At 46.8% G+C, this 18,515-nt stretch carries 16 protein-coding genes and 1 pseudogene; 7 read left to right on the forward strand and 10 right to left on the reverse strand.

The genetic code is table 11. From position 1 onward, the window contains the following. Positions 1-21: 21 nt before the first annotated feature. Complete coding sequence (gene fadR, locus ACUZ8J_RS12555; protein WP_086904692.1) at positions 22-747, reverse strand: fatty acid metabolism transcriptional regulator FadR; 726 nt, start codon at positions 745-747, stop codon at positions 22-24. A 303-nt stretch (positions 748-1,050) separates the two neighbouring features. Between fadR and nhaB the strand changes: the two genes are divergently transcribed. From nhaB to ACUZ8J_RS12570, 3 genes are all read left to right on the forward strand, one after another. After that, positions 1,051-2,652: a sodium/proton antiporter NhaB gene (gene nhaB / locus ACUZ8J_RS12560; RefSeq protein ID WP_086904691.1), complete on the forward strand. Its 1,602-nt coding sequence runs from the start codon at positions 1,051-1,053 to the stop codon at positions 2,650-2,652. A gap of 95 nt (positions 2,653-2,747) precedes the next feature. Then, entirely contained in the window at positions 2,748-3,275 is a 528-nt protein-coding gene (gene dsbB, locus ACUZ8J_RS12565; RefSeq protein WP_086904690.1) for a disulfide bond formation protein DsbB, read from the forward strand. A 156-nt stretch (positions 3,276-3,431) separates the two neighbouring features. Next, a complete protein-coding gene (locus ACUZ8J_RS12570; protein ID WP_446693992.1) occupies positions 3,432-6,050 on the forward strand; it encodes a PAS domain-containing protein in 2,619 nt (872 codons plus the stop codon). Positions 6,051-6,081: 31 nt separating this feature from the next. On the opposite strand, the gene ACUZ8J_RS12575 is transcribed toward ACUZ8J_RS12570, so the two are convergent. The 9 genes and pseudogenes from ACUZ8J_RS12575 to ACUZ8J_RS12615 all read right to left on the reverse strand — a co-directional run bounded on the left by ACUZ8J_RS12575 (position 6,082) and on the right by ACUZ8J_RS12615 (position 14,353). After that, the gene (locus ACUZ8J_RS12575) at positions 6,082-7,047 is read right to left on the reverse strand and encodes a putative ATP-dependent zinc protease (protein WP_446693993.1); all 966 of its coding nucleotides are present in this window, start codon (positions 7,045-7,047) and stop codon (positions 6,082-6,084) included. Positions 7,048-7,237: 190 nt separating this feature from the next. After that, positions 7,238-7,618, reverse strand: coding sequence for an STAS/SEC14 domain-containing protein (locus ACUZ8J_RS12580; RefSeq protein ID WP_086904687.1), 381 nt, complete (start codon positions 7,616-7,618; stop codon positions 7,238-7,240). A gap of 381 nt (positions 7,619-7,999) precedes the next feature. Further along, entirely contained in the window at positions 8,000-8,356 is a 357-nt protein-coding gene (locus tag ACUZ8J_RS12585; RefSeq protein WP_086904686.1) for a DUF3802 family protein, read from the reverse strand. Between the two features lie 160 nt (positions 8,357-8,516). Further along, entirely contained in the window at positions 8,517-9,092 is a 576-nt protein-coding gene (locus tag ACUZ8J_RS12590) for a YceI family protein (RefSeq protein ID WP_446693994.1), read from the reverse strand. Between the two features lie 150 nt (positions 9,093-9,242). After that, entirely contained in the window at positions 9,243-9,695 is a 453-nt protein-coding gene (locus ACUZ8J_RS12595) for a YaiI/YqxD family protein (RefSeq protein WP_011622341.1), read from the reverse strand. 20 nt (positions 9,696-9,715) lie between these two features. Continuing rightward, a complete protein-coding gene (pdxH, locus tag ACUZ8J_RS12600; RefSeq protein WP_446693995.1) occupies positions 9,716-10,354 on the reverse strand; it encodes a pyridoxamine 5'-phosphate oxidase in 639 nt (212 codons plus the stop codon). Positions 10,355-10,570: 216 nt separating this feature from the next. Then, complete coding sequence (locus ACUZ8J_RS12605; RefSeq protein WP_446694937.1) at positions 10,571-11,542, reverse strand: adenosylmethionine decarboxylase; 972 nt, start codon at positions 11,540-11,542, stop codon at positions 10,571-10,573. 281 nt (positions 11,543-11,823) lie between these two features. Continuing rightward, positions 11,824-13,739, reverse strand: a pseudogene (gene speA, locus ACUZ8J_RS12610) (biosynthetic arginine decarboxylase). A gap of 461 nt (positions 13,740-14,200) precedes the next feature. Further along, positions 14,201-14,353, reverse strand: coding sequence for a hypothetical protein (locus ACUZ8J_RS12615; protein ID WP_011622337.1), 153 nt, complete (start codon positions 14,351-14,353; stop codon positions 14,201-14,203). 474 nt (positions 14,354-14,827) lie between these two features. Here ACUZ8J_RS12615 and ACUZ8J_RS12620 point away from each other — a divergent pair, with 474 nt between their 5' ends. The 4 genes from ACUZ8J_RS12620 to ACUZ8J_RS12635 all read left to right on the forward strand — a co-directional run bounded on the left by ACUZ8J_RS12620 (position 14,828) and on the right by ACUZ8J_RS12635 (position 18,323). Further along, entirely contained in the window at positions 14,828-15,667 is an 840-nt protein-coding gene (locus tag ACUZ8J_RS12620; RefSeq protein WP_086904872.1) for a CvfB family protein, read from the forward strand. 166 nt (positions 15,668-15,833) lie between these two features. Beyond that, a complete protein-coding gene (locus ACUZ8J_RS12625) occupies positions 15,834-16,499 on the forward strand; it encodes a YceH family protein (RefSeq protein WP_374919279.1) in 666 nt (221 codons plus the stop codon). A gap of 88 nt (positions 16,500-16,587) precedes the next feature. Next, on the forward strand, positions 16,588-17,418 hold the full coding sequence (locus tag ACUZ8J_RS12630; protein ID WP_446693996.1) for an ABC transporter permease subunit: 831 nt from the start codon (positions 16,588-16,590) through the stop codon (positions 17,416-17,418). After that, positions 17,415-18,323, forward strand: coding sequence for an ABC transporter ATP-binding protein (locus ACUZ8J_RS12635; RefSeq protein ID WP_446693997.1), 909 nt, complete (start codon positions 17,415-17,417; stop codon positions 18,321-18,323). Before ACUZ8J_RS12630 ends, ACUZ8J_RS12635 begins: the two co-directional genes overlap by 4 nt. The last annotated feature ends 192 nt before the right edge of the window (positions 18,324-18,515 follow it).

The following is an 18,515-nucleotide window of genomic DNA, read 5'->3' on the forward strand; positions in this document are numbered from 1 at the left end:
TGTAAGCTTCGGAATCGAAACTTAAGCATTGCCGTCCTGCTGGGCAATCGAGGTTGGCATATCGTCACGCAATTGCAACCACATTTTGCCGCTGTTAATACCGTAGGTACGCATTAATGCGGGCACATCGATATAGTTTTTAGCTTTGGCTAATATTTCGAGTTCTTTATAGAAGTTCAACGCTAACTGGCGCGCCTCTGGGCTACTGAAATAGTAACGACCGACTCGGCTATACAGACCTTTAAAGCCATTTAAGATCAACACGTACAGCGGATTGCCTGAAGAGAAGGCTAAGGTGTGGTGCAACAGGTAGTCATACTCGGCGAAGGATTCGGCCGTGTCTTCTAATTGGTGAATTTGTCCGAGGACTTCCACCGCTGTATCTGGGCTGTTACGCAGTGCACCGCGAAAATAAATCGCGCTCACATTGGTTCGAGCCGACAGTAATTGATCCACCAGCACGGGGAAGCCTTCCGGGTTGAGATCGGCTATGGTCTCAAGAATGTTAAGGCCCGAGGTTTCCCAAAAATTGTTCACCCGAGTCGGTTTACCATGTTGAATTTTCAACCAACCATCACGGGCTAAGCGTTGCAGCACTTCACGCAGGGTGGTGCGTGTTACACCAATTAATTCAGAAAGCTCACGTTCAGCCGGTAAAATGGACCCTGGGGGAAACTTATTTTCCCAAATCGATCTTACAATATACTTCTCTGCAAAACTTGCAGGTCCTTTGGCATTGATAATCATCAGCCCACTTTTCCAGTTGTTGTGCTTTATAATGGTCACTGATCATACCAGAGCGGTAAAAAATGGAAACCATTGACTGAGGCTCACCTTAAAATCACCGTACAATTGTCACAGAAATGTTCAAAAAAACGACATTAATCAACAGCAATTGTGCCAATTTTGCCGATTAGCTCCGCTTTTTGAAATCTGGGTTTCAGTATCTCGTTACATTAGCATTCTCTTTAGGCTAGACTGATTTTCTAAAACAAATGCCAGAAACAATAACCTGTGCAATTTTAAAAGATAATTAGAAGAGAGGATGCCATGCCGATGACAATGAGTCAGGCGTTTATTGGGAACTTCTTAGGGAATTCTCCTAAGTGGTACAAGATCGCAATACTGTCGTTTTTAATAATCAATCCAATACTCTTTTTCTATGTCAGCCCCTTTGTGGCTGGTTGGGTATTAGTGCTTGAATTTATTTTTACCTTGGCAATGGCGCTGAAATGCTACCCATTACAACCCGGTGGTTTATTAGCGATTGAAGCTGTCGCCATCGGGATGACCTCTGCCAGCCAAGTACTGCACGAAATTGAAGCGAACCTTGAAGTATTACTACTGCTGGTGTTTATGGTGGCCGGTATTTACTTCATGAAACAGCTACTGCTGTTCGTGTTCACTAAGATGATCACTAAAGTGCGCTCGAAAATTTTAGTGTCTTTACTATTCTGTTTGGCTTCTGCCTTCTTATCCGCCTTCTTAGATGCTTTAACCGTTATCGCCGTGATTATTACCGTAGCAGTCGGTTTTTACTCTATCTATCACAAAGTTGCTTCAGGTAAAGATTTCTCGGCAGATCATGACCATACCTCCGAAGGCAAAAATGACGATGGTGAAAACCAACTCAATGAAGATGAACTGGAGTCTTTCCGTGGTTTCCTGCGTAACCTATTGATGCACGCCGGTGTCGGTACCGCATTAGGCGGCGTGTGTACTATGGTGGGTGAGCCACAAAACTTAATCATTGCAGCCCAAGCAAACTGGCAATTTGGCGAGTTTGCGATCCGTATGTCACCTGTGACCGTGCCAGTATTGTTCGCGGGTATCCTCACCTGCTTTGTGGTCGAAAAATTCCGTTGGTTTGGTTATGGTGCTCAGCTACCGGATGCGGTGCATAAAATCCTGTGTGATTACGCCGCCTATGAAGATGCCCGTCGTACCAATAAAGACAAGATGAAGCTGGTTATCCAAGCCTTTGTCGGTGTTTGGTTGATTGCGGGTCTGGCGCTGCACTTAGCGTCTGTAGGCTTGATTGGTCTGTCTGTGATCATCTTAACCACAGCCTTTAATGGTATTACCGATGAGCATGCGCTGGGTAAAGCCTTCGAAGAAGCCCTGCCCTTTACGGCGTTGTTAGCTGTGTTCTTTGCAGTTGTGGCCGTAATCATCGACCAACAACTGTTTGGCCCAGTGATCCAATGGGCACTGAACCATGAAGGTAACACCCAATTAGTGATCTTCTATATCGCTAACGGCTTGCTCTCTATGGTCAGTGATAACGTGTTTGTGGGCACGGTTTACATTAACGAAGTCAAAGCCGCATTGATTAACGGTCAAATTACCCGCGATCAATTCGACCTGTTAGCGGTTGCGATTAACACTGGTACTAACTTACCTTCGGTGGCGACACCAAACGGTCAAGCCGCGTTCCTGTTCTTATTGACCTCGGCCCTTGCACCTCTTATCCGTTTATCCTACGGCAGAATGGTGTGGATGGCATTGCCTTACACTATCGTGTTATCGATTGTGGGTGTGATGGCTATCGAATCGGGCTTCTTAGAGCAGATGACCCAGTACTTCTACGACTCCCATGCGATACTGCATCACAGTGTTAAAGAAGCGTTAGCGCCTGCGACAGGTCACTAACATAAATATCGGAGTTGACTGAACTTTATGAGTTCAGTACAGTCAAAAAAACGCCCTACTTTCGAGGGCGTTTTTTGTTGATATGGAGTTCACTTTTGACAGCACTCACTCGCTTTGCCCATTCCCGCGCATCTTGGTTCATTCTCACCGGCTCTGCGATTGCCCTCGAAGCGGCCGCATTGTATTTCCAATACGTGATGAAGTTAGATCCCTGCGTCATGTGTATCTACCAGCGTCTCGCCGTATTTGGCATTCTGGCGGCAGGACTGATAGGTATGACGGCGCCTAAGTACCGCATCGTTCGCATTTTAGGCGCCCTTGGCTGGGCCGTCAGTGCAACCTGGGGATTAAAACTGGCGTTAGCCTTAGTCGATATGCAGAATAACCCTTCGCCCTTCTCGACTTGCTCATTTTTACCCGAATTTCCAGCTTGGATGCCACTCCATGAATGGTTCCCATCCGTGATGTTGCCAACGGGAATGTGTACCGATGTGCCATGGCAGTTTATGGGCGTCACCATGGCCGAGTGGATGGTGGTAGCCTTTAGTGGTTATCTGGTCGCACTGTTACTGTTTATTGTGCCCATCTTGAGCGGCTCGAATAAACCTTCGCTCTACAAATAATCTTGCTAAGGCAGACTAAGGTCTGCCTTATTTTTAGCTATAGCTGTCAATCTTTCTCGCCGAAAGTACTCTGCGAACTTTGATTTAAGCCAATGGCAAATAGACCAAAAAACGCTAAACTGGCTCCATGATAACGGCATTTGGAACGCGTAGAACATGGATAAACGGCCTCTCATTGAGCCTCAAGCACCGTTAACCCACTGGCAAAAGAGCCTGCCGTTTAAACTCAGCCTGATCCAACTGCTGATCGCCAGCATACTGATCTTCAGCACGGCTTGGGTCATTCTCAACATTCAGACCCAACAGATCAGCGAGCAGCAAACCCTGCTCAATCAAAACCATGGCCAAATCATCATTGCTAAATTGCAGGAAATGACCTCCCAAGTGGAGAATCAGGTCAATGCCATCAGTCAAATCGCCATGCTATACCGTTACGAACCTGAGCAACTCAGTAAGAGCATTCCGGTATTACTCTCGATTGAAAATCAAAAGGCGATTATTTCAGGTGGCGGGATTTGGCCCGAGCCAGGGGCATTTGACCGGCAAAAGTTTCGCGACAGCTTATTCTGGTCACACAATATTCACGGCGAATTGGTCGCCATCAATAGCTATAACGATGATAGTTTTCCAAGCTACCACACCGAAGAATGGTATCGGCCTACCCGCTATTTCCCCGTAGGAAAAATATTTTGGTCTAAATCCTATGTCGACCCCACCACCCATGAGCCTATGGTGACCGCATCGGGTGCCATGTGGATGGATCATCAGTTTATTGGAGCCGCCACGACCGATATCAGCCTTGAAAAACTCAATCAGCTCCTACGCAATACCATGCTCGATGTCAGTGGCTACGTGATAGCCCTAGACCATCAAAACCAAATCTTGGCCTCGCCTAATAGTGACAATCTGCCACAATCTTCCCACAGTTCCACCCATGCCCTACAAGACTTCGATGAGTTGGCAAAAACTGAGACGGCCTTTAGCCCCATTGCCTCGGCACTGCACTTAGCCGACCGCAGTTTTATCGAACAAGCCGTGGCTGAGCGCGTATTTACCCAAGAGCAAATGGATAACCTCACCCGTCTAAGCAACGATGGGGAACGGCAGATGCTCTCCGCCATCGTCAATGACAATGCCAAAAACCAGTTCTTAACACCTAGACGAATCGCCTCGGTCTCATTGACTATGGACCCTATCCTCAAGGGTCCCTCACTGGTGTCGGTGTTTTTAATGCCCCACACCTACTGGAAAATTCTGGTCGTCACGCCCATCGCCCCATTACAGGACACGGCCAAAAAACTGATCGAAAAAGTCGGCCTCTCCCTCGTATTAATTCAGATGCTCGGCCTTATCCTGCTGTTTTTATTGCAACATAGATTAATTATCGCCCCCATTATGGAGATGGTGCAGGCACTCAAACGCAATGATTCGGCCTCTATCGAATTAAAAGCCAAGGAGCGGCACGATGAGGTCGGCCTACTAGCGAAAAGCTTCTTATCCCGCACCCAACAGCTTGAAGTCGCCATGGCCAGTCTAGATGCCAGTAATCTCGCCCTTGAGCAGCAATTACTGACTCAACAGCATTTTCAGCAGGAGTTAAATCAACGTAAGGAACAATTAAGATCCTTACTCGATTTCTCATCCACCATCATTTACATCAAAGACTTAAACGGCAGATATACCTTAGTGAACAACAAATACTGCGAAGTGTTAGGGATTGAGCGGCGCAAGATCATCGGCGCCACCGACTTTGATCTGTTCCAAAACTCACTCGCCCAACAGTATCAACAGAACGACCAAAGGGTCACCCATAGCCACGATGCCCTGCATTTCGAAGAAGCCATTCCCTCCCTTCGCGGCGAGGTTATTTATCAAATGAGTAAATTCGATATTCGCGATGATGAGGATAATTCCATGGGCGTCGGTGCCATTGGCTTTAATGTAGACTTGAAAAAACGCCAAGAAAAAGAACAAGAAAAGCTGCTGCAATCGCAATTAGCCCAGCTAAAAGATGAGCAGCGCAAGACCCAACTCTCGCAGCAAGAAAACAGCCAGCTCAGGGAACAACTCGCGGCGATTCAAGCTGAGATCAATCAGCAAATCCAACTCAACTTGAGCAAACAACAAAGTCAGAAACTGATGCAGAATTTCCTAGCCGACGTCATGAGCCAAATGATGCAAGAGCAGGACAAACTCCTCGCACAGATCTGCCAAGTGCGCACCAAGGAGGATGACAGCCACCAAGCCCAAGTGGTGCAATTGATGAGCCAACAAGCGGCCAGACTCAGGCATATATCTCAGCTGTTTACCGATCAGCATAGTGAGATACGCCCGCTGCATTTAGCTCAGTTTATCAATCAATTATTGAGCTTATTGCAGCCACAACTGTTGAAAACTCAGGTTAAAGTCAAGCTAGAGTGCGACGAGCAATTAGTAGTCGATGGCAATGCTTGGCAATATTTGCAATTTTTCTATCGGCTGATTAACAACACCTTGCACCATGCCTTTAAAGAGCATAATCAAAACAGAACCTTAGCATTAACCCTTGAGAAGAAAGACGGCGAGTTTCAGATGCAGCTTAAGGACAATGGTGTCGGGATATCAGTCGCGCACCTTGAGCAACTAAAACAAGAAATTCAACAAAACCAATGTATTGGCACACTGACTTGCATTAATCTTTGGATAAAAGAAGAGTTACATGGCGAGCTTAAGGTAGAGAGTGAGCTCAATCGTGGCACTCTGATTGAGTGCCACTGGCCATTAGCTGCAGTATAGCCACGGCTAAGTGCAAGCCCATTGGGACAAACTAGTCGCTCGACTTATCGAGGGACACATCCACCAGATAATGGCCCTGTAGCCAATTACGGCCAATTAAGAGTTTATTGGACATTTGACTGCGGTCCTTAAGATTCACTTTGACGGGATACTCAAGTCCCGGTTCGCCTAAGGTCAATTCGACCATATAACGCACTTCACTCCCCTGCGCGTTACGGATAAGCGAAGTATCGACAATCCTTGCCCTTAACCGCTTTTCCTCTCCACGCTCATTTTCGGTAGTGAAATTAAGCCACTTGCCGATGTTGTTATCCATATTGATAGGATCTTCATCGTCAATCTTGAGATCAATCGCATGCAGGGAGTTTTCAACCGCCCCCGTATCGATGCGCGTTTTAAAGGTCAGCCCGGCCTCTTTCACTTTGATTAACGCTGTCGGGCCAATAAGACGTTTCTCAGCCACATCAACAACATAACGGCCCGCTAACCAATTACGGCCGATCAGTAACTTATAATCCATATGGCTTCGGTCACGTAGGTTAACGGCAACCAGACGGTGTTGGCCCTCAAAACCAATGTCCAACTCGACCAAATAGCGGACTTCACTGCCTTGAGCGTTATTCACTGTGGTGGTCTTTAGGATTTTCGCCGCTAAGCGCCGCTGCTCGCCCGCCTCGTTTTCGGTGGTAAAATGCAGTGTCTTACCTATGTTATCCTGCATCTTATCGGATGCACCGCCTTCAACTTGCAGATCAATGGCGTGCAATGAAGTGTTCGCAGCCCCCGTATCAATTCTTGCCTGAAAATCCAGTTGTGCGGCCAATAAGCGCATCTTCTCTGATTGACCAATAATCGCCTTAGTGTCAGTAGATACTGCGCTCTGCGCAGGCGTTTGCACCTCTTCGCTGACTTTGCCGCAACCAGCAAGGCTCAAACTTGCTATAATGGCGCCTAGCAATAATGTGGTGCAGCGACCGACACTTTGATGTTGTAACATCCTCACTCCTTATCTGAACGATGACGAGCATACAGCATTGAGCCCATCACCTTGGTCGATGTAGGGGGCTAGTGATAGCACAAAAGCGAAGGAAAAGAGCCGAAAAACACTAAGCTAAGGTCAAATGCAGCATTTAAGCCAATGAAAAAACAAGGAATAGTCACAAGTTAACACGCAATGGTTACAGCCGTTACACCTCTGCCACTTTCGCTTCGTCCAACCAAGCTTTCGCCAGCGCGCGCTCATGTTCACTAAAAACCTTCACCGGACAGGGCAACATAAAAGCCAGTGTATTGACCATAGCACCTAGGCTTTGCATGTCCGCAATCATCACCACCCGCGAGAAATCACTAAAATGAAACACACTGAGTAAAGCATCATCCCAGAGTGCGCCCACGGTAATGCCAATAAAGTCGGGGCTGAACTCGTACCACAAGCGAAGACTCGCATGATCCTGCAACTTGGCCTCAATCGCGGGAAGCAGTAAGGCTTCGATATCCCCATGGGTGACTTGACCCGACACCACAATGGTCAGCATATCTTCGGCATAGCTTGGACGTATCGTTAGCATTATGCATCTCCCTTGATATCGCACGAGAAAATACGGCTATAGAGTAAAGATATACCCTGTAAATGAAGATGCTTGAAAAGTGGGAATTATTTTACTCAAACTTGCGGGAAACTGATGCGATGGCAGGTAATTACGAGATGAGATTGTAAAGTCCGCAAAACTTGCGTAAGCATTGCACGGTAAGGCAAGCCCTATTCACTTCACACCTTCAGAGCCTGCACGAAAGGCATCGACTGGTGCCCAAACAACCCACAGGCCGAAGTAACACATTAAAAGTGAAGTAATGATGGGAGATAACGAACAAAGTAAGTAACTAGCTAACAAACTAACTGATAGGACTAACCCAAGAGATGAGGTTAATCCTAAGCTTAAGCGAAGGTATTACACATGGACTTGAATTTTCGAGATTTCTTGATCGAATAAATTCTTTATAAGGCCAGAAAACTCGGTGATAAACAGCGTTTGCTCTGGCGTGGCCCTATGATTCGCCACTGAGGCTAAGATTTCCTCAAGATCGTACACAATCGCATCGACCTCACGGATAATGGTGTTTCGTTCGGCAAAAGAAAGGGAAGGATTTTGGCCGCAGACCATAATAATCTGTGCGGATAATTGCTCTTCGAACAACTCCATCACAGTATCGTCGGACACATTTTGGGTATCGGGCGTTTCGAACAAGCCAAGATGCTCAGTCAAATACTGGATCAAATGCATGTAACCGTCTTTATCTGTGACCATTTTTTACCCTTCACACACCAAAATCTATCGCCAAAGGCGACACTGAAAAAACAAAACCCACATCTAAAGTGGTCGATATAAAGATTTGCACGTCAGCCACTCGCTAACCATATCGCGAACAGGAGCGCTGACGTATTGATCTAAACCAATCTTATCGCTGTTACTTTGTTAAGGTTAGTACAAACGACACAGGAACGGCTTGGCTAATACTAGATAAACCTGCAATATCACGCAATTTATCCACACCCGAGACCAAATCGAACTCGTTAGCATTGACTATTATCGGCTGAAAACTGCTAACCATCAGTTTATTATCAGATACTTTGGTTAAAATTACCGAAAAAGTTTTCGTTTGTTGCTTTCCATGGAGGGAAATTTTCCCATCGATGTCGGCCACTTTAGTCTCACCGACGGCTAGATCTTTCAACATCTTGGTATCCACCTGCGAGCTTAACTTCAACTCGGGATACAAGGACACTTCAAACAACAGGTTTTGCATACGCTCATCGCGCACATCGATACCAGTCGCCACACTCATCAGGGGAATGGTTAATTCAAATTGACCATTATCCTTAAGGGCACCATTGAGTTGCTTAAAGTGATGAACTTCAGCGATATCACCCTTTTTCACCGACACGAAGCTGACTCGAGAGTCCTGCTTCATTACTTGCCACTGGGCCGCACAGCTAAAACTAACCAGCGTCGATAATGCTGCAATTACTATCCATTTTTTCATCGTATCCATCCTCAATCAGTGAGAGTTAAGGCAAGGCGGTCACCCTGTGACACAGAAGTCCCCGCCGTATCCTTAGGCAATCTGTGACAAAGATCACCTAAGTCTCGCTAAAGATACTCTTTTTCTTGTTTAGCGACTAGTTAACTATCGTTAAACTCGCACCAGCCACTTATCTAAACTATTGGCAAAAGCCTGTTTATCCGCCGCCGATAAGGCATCAGGACCACCGGTATGCACACCTGATGAACGTAAATCTTCCATAAAATCGCGCATCGTCAGTTTTTGGCGAATATTGTCCGTAGTGTAGAGTTCGCCGCGGGGATTAAGCGCCAGCGCGCCCTTTTCAATCACTTGCGCCGCCAACGGGATATCGGCGGTGATCACTAAATGCGTAGCCTCAACATGGTCGACAATGTATTGATCTGCCACATCAAAACCTGAGCCGACACGCACTTGGCTGATATAAGGCGATGGTGGCACCCGCAGCATTTGGTTCGCCACCAGCACTAGCGGCAGCGACTTTCGCTCAGCCGCGCGAAATAAAATCTCTTTAATCGGGTTTGGGCAGGCATCGGCATCGACCCAAATCTTATACTGTCCCACGCTTACGCTCCTAAAGACCATTAAGGTGCTAAACGGTCAATGACCCATTCATCCGCTTGGCGAGTGTAGAGAAAACGATCGTGCAGCCTGTGCTCACCGCCCTGCCAAAACTCGATGCTCGAGGGTTTGACTAAGTAGCCGCCCCAAAAACTCGGTAAGGGCACATCACCCTTGGCAAATTTGGCTTTCATTTCAAAGAACTTACCTTCGAGCACTTGTCGCGCGCTCAGTTTGCTCGACTGCTGTGACACCCAAGCCGCAATCTGGCTATCCTTAGGACGGGTCATAAAGTATTTCAGCACTTCGGCGGTAGAGAGTGGCTGCGCCTCACCGAGAATCGATACTTGGCGTTCAATCGGATGCCAAGGAAAATGCAGACTCACCTTGTTATTGGCTGCGATCTGCTGCGCTTTTCGGCTACCTAGGTTAGTGAAGAACACAAATCCCGAGTCATCGAAGCGCTTTAATAGCACAATTCGCTGATAGGGCTGACCATGCTCATCGACGGTGGCAACACACATCGCCGTGGGATCGCTCAGCTCGGCATAGCGAGCTTGCGTCATCCATAACTCGAATAGCTGCATGGGATTTTGGGGTAAATCGGCGCGTCTTAGACCGCCTTTGGTGTATTCGCGGCGAATATCACTGAGATCTGTCATAGGGTTTCCTTTTACAAGCGCACAATGATTGCCATCGGTGCAATCCGCTGAAAATGCAAGTTTACCATGCCTTACTCGCAATTCGCTGCTCTGTTATTACGCCGTCAATAAAAAAGCCAAGGCCGTTAACCTTAGCTTTTTATTGATAATCCAGCGCTTAAGCGTGGTAAAAAGATGGACTCAAGCAGCACGAGCGAAACTCACCAGAGTCTACCACTACATAAACTCGGGCTGTAACACTTGGGTTTCGAGTAACTGATAATGACTAAAGGTAATCTCCCCACCTGATGTTGTGGTGACCACGGCTTGGCCTAGACACAGATGAGCAGGGAATCCTTCGGTAACGATAGGCTGATTAAAACCAATCAAATCCCAACTCGATGGGGAGAATCCATTGATTAATCGCGCTACAACGGGATGGGGGTAAGTCGCTAAATCGAGATTAGTCTCGAAGCTCACATAGGAATGCTCCCCTTGCCCCATCGATGGGGTGATATGCAAGGTAACATAGTCTGTCCCACGTATCGCATTCAACGAAAAACCAGCAGGCTGAAAACAATGCATATCAAACTGAAAATCGGGAAAGAGTTGCTGAAATTCAAGCCGTTGATAAATCCCCTGCTCAGTTTGTGTTGGCAGCTTGAGATAATCGGCAAGCTCGCCACGGATGTGGTACATCATCAGTTCAAGGCAAGTCTCGGTTGAGGGGATAACTTGGCTATCTGTACAAAACAGATCGCCAGTACAAAACGGATTGTCACTACAAAACAGATAGTGATGATGTGAGTCTAAATGGCCCACTCGAAAGGCTTTGCCGGGGATCAAGGTTCGCAATTTAGCGATATCGTCTGCAAAGTTCGAGCTTTGTAGCTCAGCTTGGTATTCATTCTTGCGCTGATAACAGAGCGCGGAGATGTGTTCCACGCCTAAGGCGTTGATAAAATGGCAGGCAGCATCAACCAGCGTGCTATTTCCACAGGTGAGCAGCAGAATCTTATCATCCCAGACGAACAGACTGGATTCACTCAGCAGATAGGCATCGCAGGCAGGATTACTGATTGTGGACAGGATTTCCGCATTGGCGCAGGCCACTAAGGTTGACCAAAAGCCGTACTCTCGTTGGCGCAATGACGCCATCTTGGGAGTGAGTTTGATCTCAAGCTTTTTTTCCGCGCCTTCAAAAAACATCAAACCGTTCGCCTCATCTTATCCCTGTGTTTGGGCATCTATTGATATAACAGTCATTAATGGTTCGCTGGCAACGCTGGCTTAAGTGAACACACGCATGTTAAGACTGGTAACCCATCAATTTCGCGCGGCTATTTTTACACGACTAACGCCGCAATAAAACCACTGAGCTTGCTTTTACAAGGTGACAGCCTTGCAAAGCACTAGCGAAAAGCAACTGGCTATAAAAAACAAAAGTCAGCCTAAGTGTCCCTAGGCTGACTTTTTTAACACACTCAATATTAAGAAAAATCTTCTAAATAAGTGTAACCTTTTAGGCCCACTTGCAGTTCTTCTAAAATCTGGGCGCGTTCGTCTTCGGCAATGTGCTGATTCACTAACTCTTCGTAAGTACGCATAAAGTCAACGGCATCTAAGTTAACATAGCGCAGTACGTCAGCAACAGTATCACCGGCAAGGACCGACTCAATGTTGGTCATACCGTTCTCTTCGATGCTTACCACAGCAGAGTTGGTATCACCAAACAGGTTATGCATATCACCTAAAATCTCTTGATAGGCACCGACCATAAAGAAGCCCATCAGATAAGGACTTTCAGCGCTCCAAGCCGGAACGGGCAGCGTGGTTTCAATCCCTTGACCATCAACGTATTGGTCCACAATACCGTCAGAGTCACAGGTGATGTCCAGCATCACGGCGCGGCGCTCTGGCGCTTTGTCTAAACCAGACAGTGGCAGCACAGGGAACACCTGATCGATACCCCAAGCATCCGGTAACGATTGGAATAAAGAGAAGTTAACGAAGAACTTATCGGCTAACTTTTCGTTTAACTCATCGATAATCGGTCTGTGGTAACGGTTTTTAGTGCTTAACAAACCTTGAACTTCGTGGCATACACGCAGGTTAGCCTGCTCAGCCCAGGCACGTTCTGCCAAGCTTAATTGACCTAAGGCAAACAGCGATTGCGCTTCTTGCAGGTCACTTTGGCTATCGTGGTAAATCTCAATCAGTGCACGTTGATCGGCGCGGCCGCTGATCTCGGTCCAAGATTGCCACATGTTGTGCAGCAGCTGTGGCGACTCTTCCGCTGGCGGCTGGATTTCTTCTACCTGATAGGCTTCAGTACCAATCACATCGGTGATCAACACAGCGTGGTGCGCCGTTAAGTGACGGCCAGATTCTGAAATAATACGTGGCATAGGTTGCTCGTATTCATTACAGATATCGGTAAGCACGTTCACGATGTTATTCGCGTATTCACTTAAGCCATAGTTCATTGAGTTGTTACTTTGGCTACGAGTGCCGTCGTAATCCACCGCTAAACCACCGCCGACGTCGAAACAGTTAATGCTGGCGCCTAACTCACGTAATTCACAGTAAAAACGCGCCGCTTCGCTCACACCTTGACGAATATCGCGGATGTTGGCGATTTGCGAACCTAAGTGGAAGTGCAATAACTGCAGCGAATCCAACATGTCGTTTTCTTTTAACTGATCTACCACAGTTAAAATCTGCGCCGCAGATAAACCGAATTTAGACTTTTCGCCACCGCTGGCCTGCCACTTGCCTTTACCTTGGAAGGCAAGGCGAGCACGTAGACCTAAGCGAGGTTTCACTCCTAAGCGCTTAGACTCGGCCAACACCATCTTCAGCTCAGACAGTTTTTCTAAAACGATGTAGACCTTATGGCCTAACTTTTCACCAATTAAGGCTAAACGAATGTACTCGTTATCTTTGTAACCGTTACATACGATCACTGAACTGGCTTTCTGCGCCATGGCCAGTACGGCCATTAATTCTGGCTTACTGCCGGCTTCTAGGCCTAATTGTGGAACTTCTTTTGATGCTTGGCTCGCAAGGATCTCTTCTACCACAGTTTTTTGTTGGTTTACTTTAATGGGGTAAACCAGCAAATAGTCGCCGCCTGATACTCATATTTTTGTATCGCTTGGTCGAATGCTTGGCACAAACTGTTCACTCTGTGGTGCAGAATTTGCGGGAAACGAACTAATACAGGTAAAGCGACCCCTGCTTTAACCATGTCTTTTGCTAGCTCATTTAAGCCAATCTTGTGATCAGGATTCTTAGGATCCGGCGACACTGTCACCTCACCTTGGTCGCTGATCCCATAAAACCCTTGGCTCCAGTGGGTAACGTTGTACCCAGCACGAGCAGCATCAATAGACCAATCATTCATTTTTATTTAGCCCGTCTATAAAAAAATGGGTTAAACGGCCACTGCATTCTTGCACGACCGCCCGTTCGACAAACCCAGGTAAACATACGGTTACCTGACATACAATTAGGATGTATTCACCCTGTTTAATGCAGCAAAATCCCCCCAGCAGAGGTGACATTGATGCGTTTTTCCTTAACGCAGCCGGGGTAAACCCCAATTCTTATTACACTGGCGATGGTAGGAGATTGCGTTCATATCACCTTTTATCGCCAAGGTTTCTCACCAATGGCATTAACCTTAGCGCGCTTTGAGGTTAAAAAACACCCAAAACCCTAACGTTAGGCGTTGCATCACAGCCGAAGACCCCAAATTCATTAAAAAGAGGGTCAAGCATGTCTACAACAACAGGTAACACTAAAGGAACAACATTACATATTAAGCGGCCAGGCAAGACCGAGCGCACCTAATAACAGGCAAGATTATTGTAACAGGGGACTGTTGGCTTCTTCGCGGCCAGAATTGATACGGATTAACGTGAGATGTTTAAGGCTGGTATCGTCATAGGGCATAACGATTGAGCGCTGACATTGTGATGCTTTTAGGCAAAGAGCAAAAAATGGATGCTTGTGCATTAGCTAAACAATTCCTCTTAACCCCATGTAACCATTATAAATTGTACGTTACACGGTTAATGACCTGTGAACCATAAAACCATTACAACTCACGTAATATTTGTCATGTCTGTAACGAGCGAAGTCGTTAAACGGCGCAATTAAACCGCGCAATGTCACAGAATGCAAGCAAGAATCTCATTTAATATTTTTCATTAAAATATAACAAACACCCCATTAACAGGGATGGCATCCCCATGCAGGGTTAATTTTGATAAATTAATAAGTTAGTGAATAATCCTACTTTTAATACGTTCAATATTTTTTAATAGCCTTGCAGAATAAATGGCTAACAATCGCAGCGTCGGCATGATTTTTAACGCTCACTAAGCCATTAATCCTAAAGTGCAAACCTAAAAGCCGAACTGGAAGCTGCCGTTTACGGATAAAGCGGTTATAATCACCGCCGAATGACATCTATAGATAGAGAGCTACATGGTACAGATAGGAAAAACCTGCAAACTTGAGGTGGTAAAACAAGTCAGCTTCGGTGTGTATTTAAATGCCCACGAATTTGGCCAAGTGTTACTGCCGAACAAAGCCACCCCAAAAGATTGCCAAGTCGGTGACTGGCTAGAGGTCTTTTTATATCTGGACTCTGAAGATATCGTCATTGCCACTACGCGCAGACCACTTGCGCAAGTCGGTGAGTTTGCCTATCTAAAAGCCGTGGCAACGGGTCCTTACGGGGCATTTTTAGACTGGGGATTAGATAAAGATCTACTGCTGCCCTTTGGTGAGCAGCATAAACCCATCGAAGAGGGTCGCTCTTACCTCGTTTACGTGCATGTTAACCGCGCGGATGAACGTATTGTCGCCTCATCAAAAATTGATAAGTTCCTCGATAAAACTCCAGCTCAGTACGAAGTAGGTCAACAGGTTGACTTATATATCGGTGGCACCACAGATTTAGGCTACAAAGCCATTATTAACCATGCCCACTGGGGCGTGATTTACCAAAATGAAGTGTTCCAAAAGCTGCGTTTTGGTCAAAGAGTGAAAGGTTTTATCAAACAAGTTCGCCGCGATGGCAAAATCGATTTGGTCTTGCAACAAGGCAGTAAGCAAGAGCTCGATAAGCACGCGCACATTATCTTAGTGAAACTTAAGCAAGCAGGTGGCTTCTTACCGCTGACCGATAAAACCGATGCCGAAGTGATTTACGAGCAACTCGGCATGAGCAAAAAAGCCTTCAAGAAAAGCATCGGCGGACTGTTTAAAGCGGGCAAGTTAAGCATCGATGATGATGGCTTACGCCTGACTGAAGCAGACTGATTGGACAGAATAGTCAACCGAATACGGGACTTAGCACTCTCTTGCCCCCATGTTCGTGCTTTATTTGTACAAATAGTTTGCCTTAAACCTCAGTTTACCGACAAGCGCTAGGATATTAAGCATGGCTCTGTTATAACAAAGCCATGCTTTTTTCTTTGGAGCTTATATGGAACTCACGTTACACGAAGCCAGAGTTATCGGTTGTCTACTTGAAAAAGAAGTCACCACCCCAGAGCAATACCCTCTTTCACTCAATGCCCTGACCCTCGCCTGTAATCAAAAAACCAGCCGCGATCCCGTATTGGACTTAAGCGAAGCGCAGGTTCAAGATGCCCTCGATTCATTGAATAAAAAGCGACTTATCAGCGAGCAATCCGGCTTTGGTAGCCGAGTCGTCAAATACAAGCACAGATTCTGCAACACCGAATTTAGCGAGTTACAACTTTCCAGCGCGGCGCTAGCTATTGTCTGCTTGCTGCTGCTTCGCGGCCCACAAACGCCGGGCGAGTTGCGAACCCGCAGCAACAGGCTGCATGACTTTAAAGATGTACTCGAAGTGGAAGCCTGCATTAAGCAATTGATGGAGCGAGATAAACCCGTGCTAGCCCAACTGCCACGGGAACCAGGTAAGCGTGAATGCCGTTACACTGAGTTATTCTCCCAAGGTGCTGAGCAGGTCAGCGCCGCGTCATTCACCAGTGCCACAAATGCAGATGCCCACCCGCTAAATGAGCAGGATAGGCAACAACTGGAAGCGAGAGTTACGCAGCTTGAAGAGCAAGTAGCTGAACTTAAAGATAAGTTAGACTCGCTTATCGCTTCTTTATCCTAACCGCACCGCGGGACAACTTTCGCGAATGGTCGCTCTTAATGATGACTAACGTGAAAGTTTGTCCGCTCACTCACTGACGAGACAGCGAATGACACCAAACGCTCCCAGTACATTCAACAACATGCTTTTGATCGCTGGCTTTGAATGTCGCAAATTTCTATTTAACCTTCGCGGGATTATCGCCCTGATCGCCTTTGCATTAGTGTGGGGCATGCTGTTGCTCTACCCCATCCAAGGCGCTTCGACCCTATTAATGCAGCCCAATATCAAAGATCTGATCGACGGTCTCTTAGGCAACCAAGCACTCAATGTGCTGTTTGACTGGCCCGTGGCGGAAATGGCTATCTTCTGGTGCTTTGCGCTGTATCTGTTTCCCATGTTCAGTATTTTGATTGCCGCCGATCAGTTCTCCTCAGACAAATCCCGCGGCACATTGCGCTTCTATACCCTAAGAACCAGCAAAGACAGCCTACTCTTCGGCCGCTTTTTGGGGCAAATATTGATCCAAGGTCTACTGATCTTATTGACTATCCTCGCCACCATAGCGCTGGCACTCACTCGCGATATCGGCTTGTTATTACCCGCATTAACGTCGGGTGCCTTGGTCGGCATCAACTTGCTTATCGTGATTTTACCCTTTACCGCGGTCATGACCCTATTGTCCCTTTATGCCAACACGGCAAGACAGGCCATGGTGCTCGCCACCATCTTGTGGACAGTCGTCTCGATTGCACTGTTGATTTTGGGTAATCAATCCAGCTTATTTGAAGGCTTACAATGGATATTGCCTGGCGCTCAACTGTCGAACATGGTCAACACCAATGGACTCAATAGTTTTGCCTACGCACCAATCCCCCTATTACAAACCGCATTCGCCCTCTTCCTTGGCCGCGTTTATATACAAAGGAGTCAACTATGATCCTCATTCAATGCCAAGGACTGTCCAAACACTATGGCAGTAAAAAAGCGCTCAATAACGTTAACTTAACCCTCGAATCGGGAGCGCCCATCGCCTTGGTTGGCCCTAACGGTGCAGGTAAAACCACGCTATTTAGCCTACTTTGTGGTTACCTCTCCCCAAGCGCGGGCACGGTTCGTATTCTGGGAGAAGCGCCAAATAGTCCAGCATTATTAGGGCAAATTGCCGCCCTGCCACAGGATGCGACGCTCGATCCCAATTTGACCATTATCAGTCAGTTAAGCTTCTTTGCGCGTCTTCAAGGGATGGATAGCAAGCAGGCAAATCAAGAAGCCCTGCGAGTGCTGAATTTAGTGGACTTAGCCGAGGTGGCGCAGCAAAAGCCACCGAGCCTGAGCCATGGAATGAGTAAACGTGTGGCGATTGCCCAAGCCTTAATCGGCTCGCCTAAACTGGTATTACTCGATGAGCCAACCGCAGGACTCGATCCTGCCAATGCGAAGAAAATCCGTGAACTCGTCAGAACGCTGTCGCCCACAACCACTTTTGTGATCAGCTCTCACAACTTGGACGAGCTCGAGAAGCTCTGTGACCAAGTGCTGTATCTAGATAAAGGTGAGCTAGGCCAATCGATTTCAATGCGCTCATCCAATAATGGCAGTGATTATCTCACCCTCACTATGGAAAGCTGCGACAGTGAAGCGCTCATCCAAGCCGTCAGTCAAATAGCCGATGTAGTGAATATCACCTCAAAACAAGCCCATGTATTTGTGATCCAGTTGGATGACACAGCAAATCGACATTATGAGTTTGAAACCGCCCTACTCGCCCTATTTAAGCAGCAGCATTGGCAATATAAGATGCTGCTGAAAGGACGCACATTGGAAGAAACGTTATTTTCTTAAGCCCGCGATAAGTCCAGCTATAACTCCACCGCTTAGCTCCAACTCTTACAGCGCCCGCAAGGGCGCTCAGCTAAAAACATTTTATATTTAACCTCCAGAATTTGCGTATGCCTTATATTTCCATTCCATTAAAAATAAACCCAAAGCCTCAATAAAGTTTGTACTTAAATCATTTAGCAAAATTTATAAGTT

The sequence above is a fragment of the Shewanella sp. Koi 1 genome, from assembly GCF_052907445.1.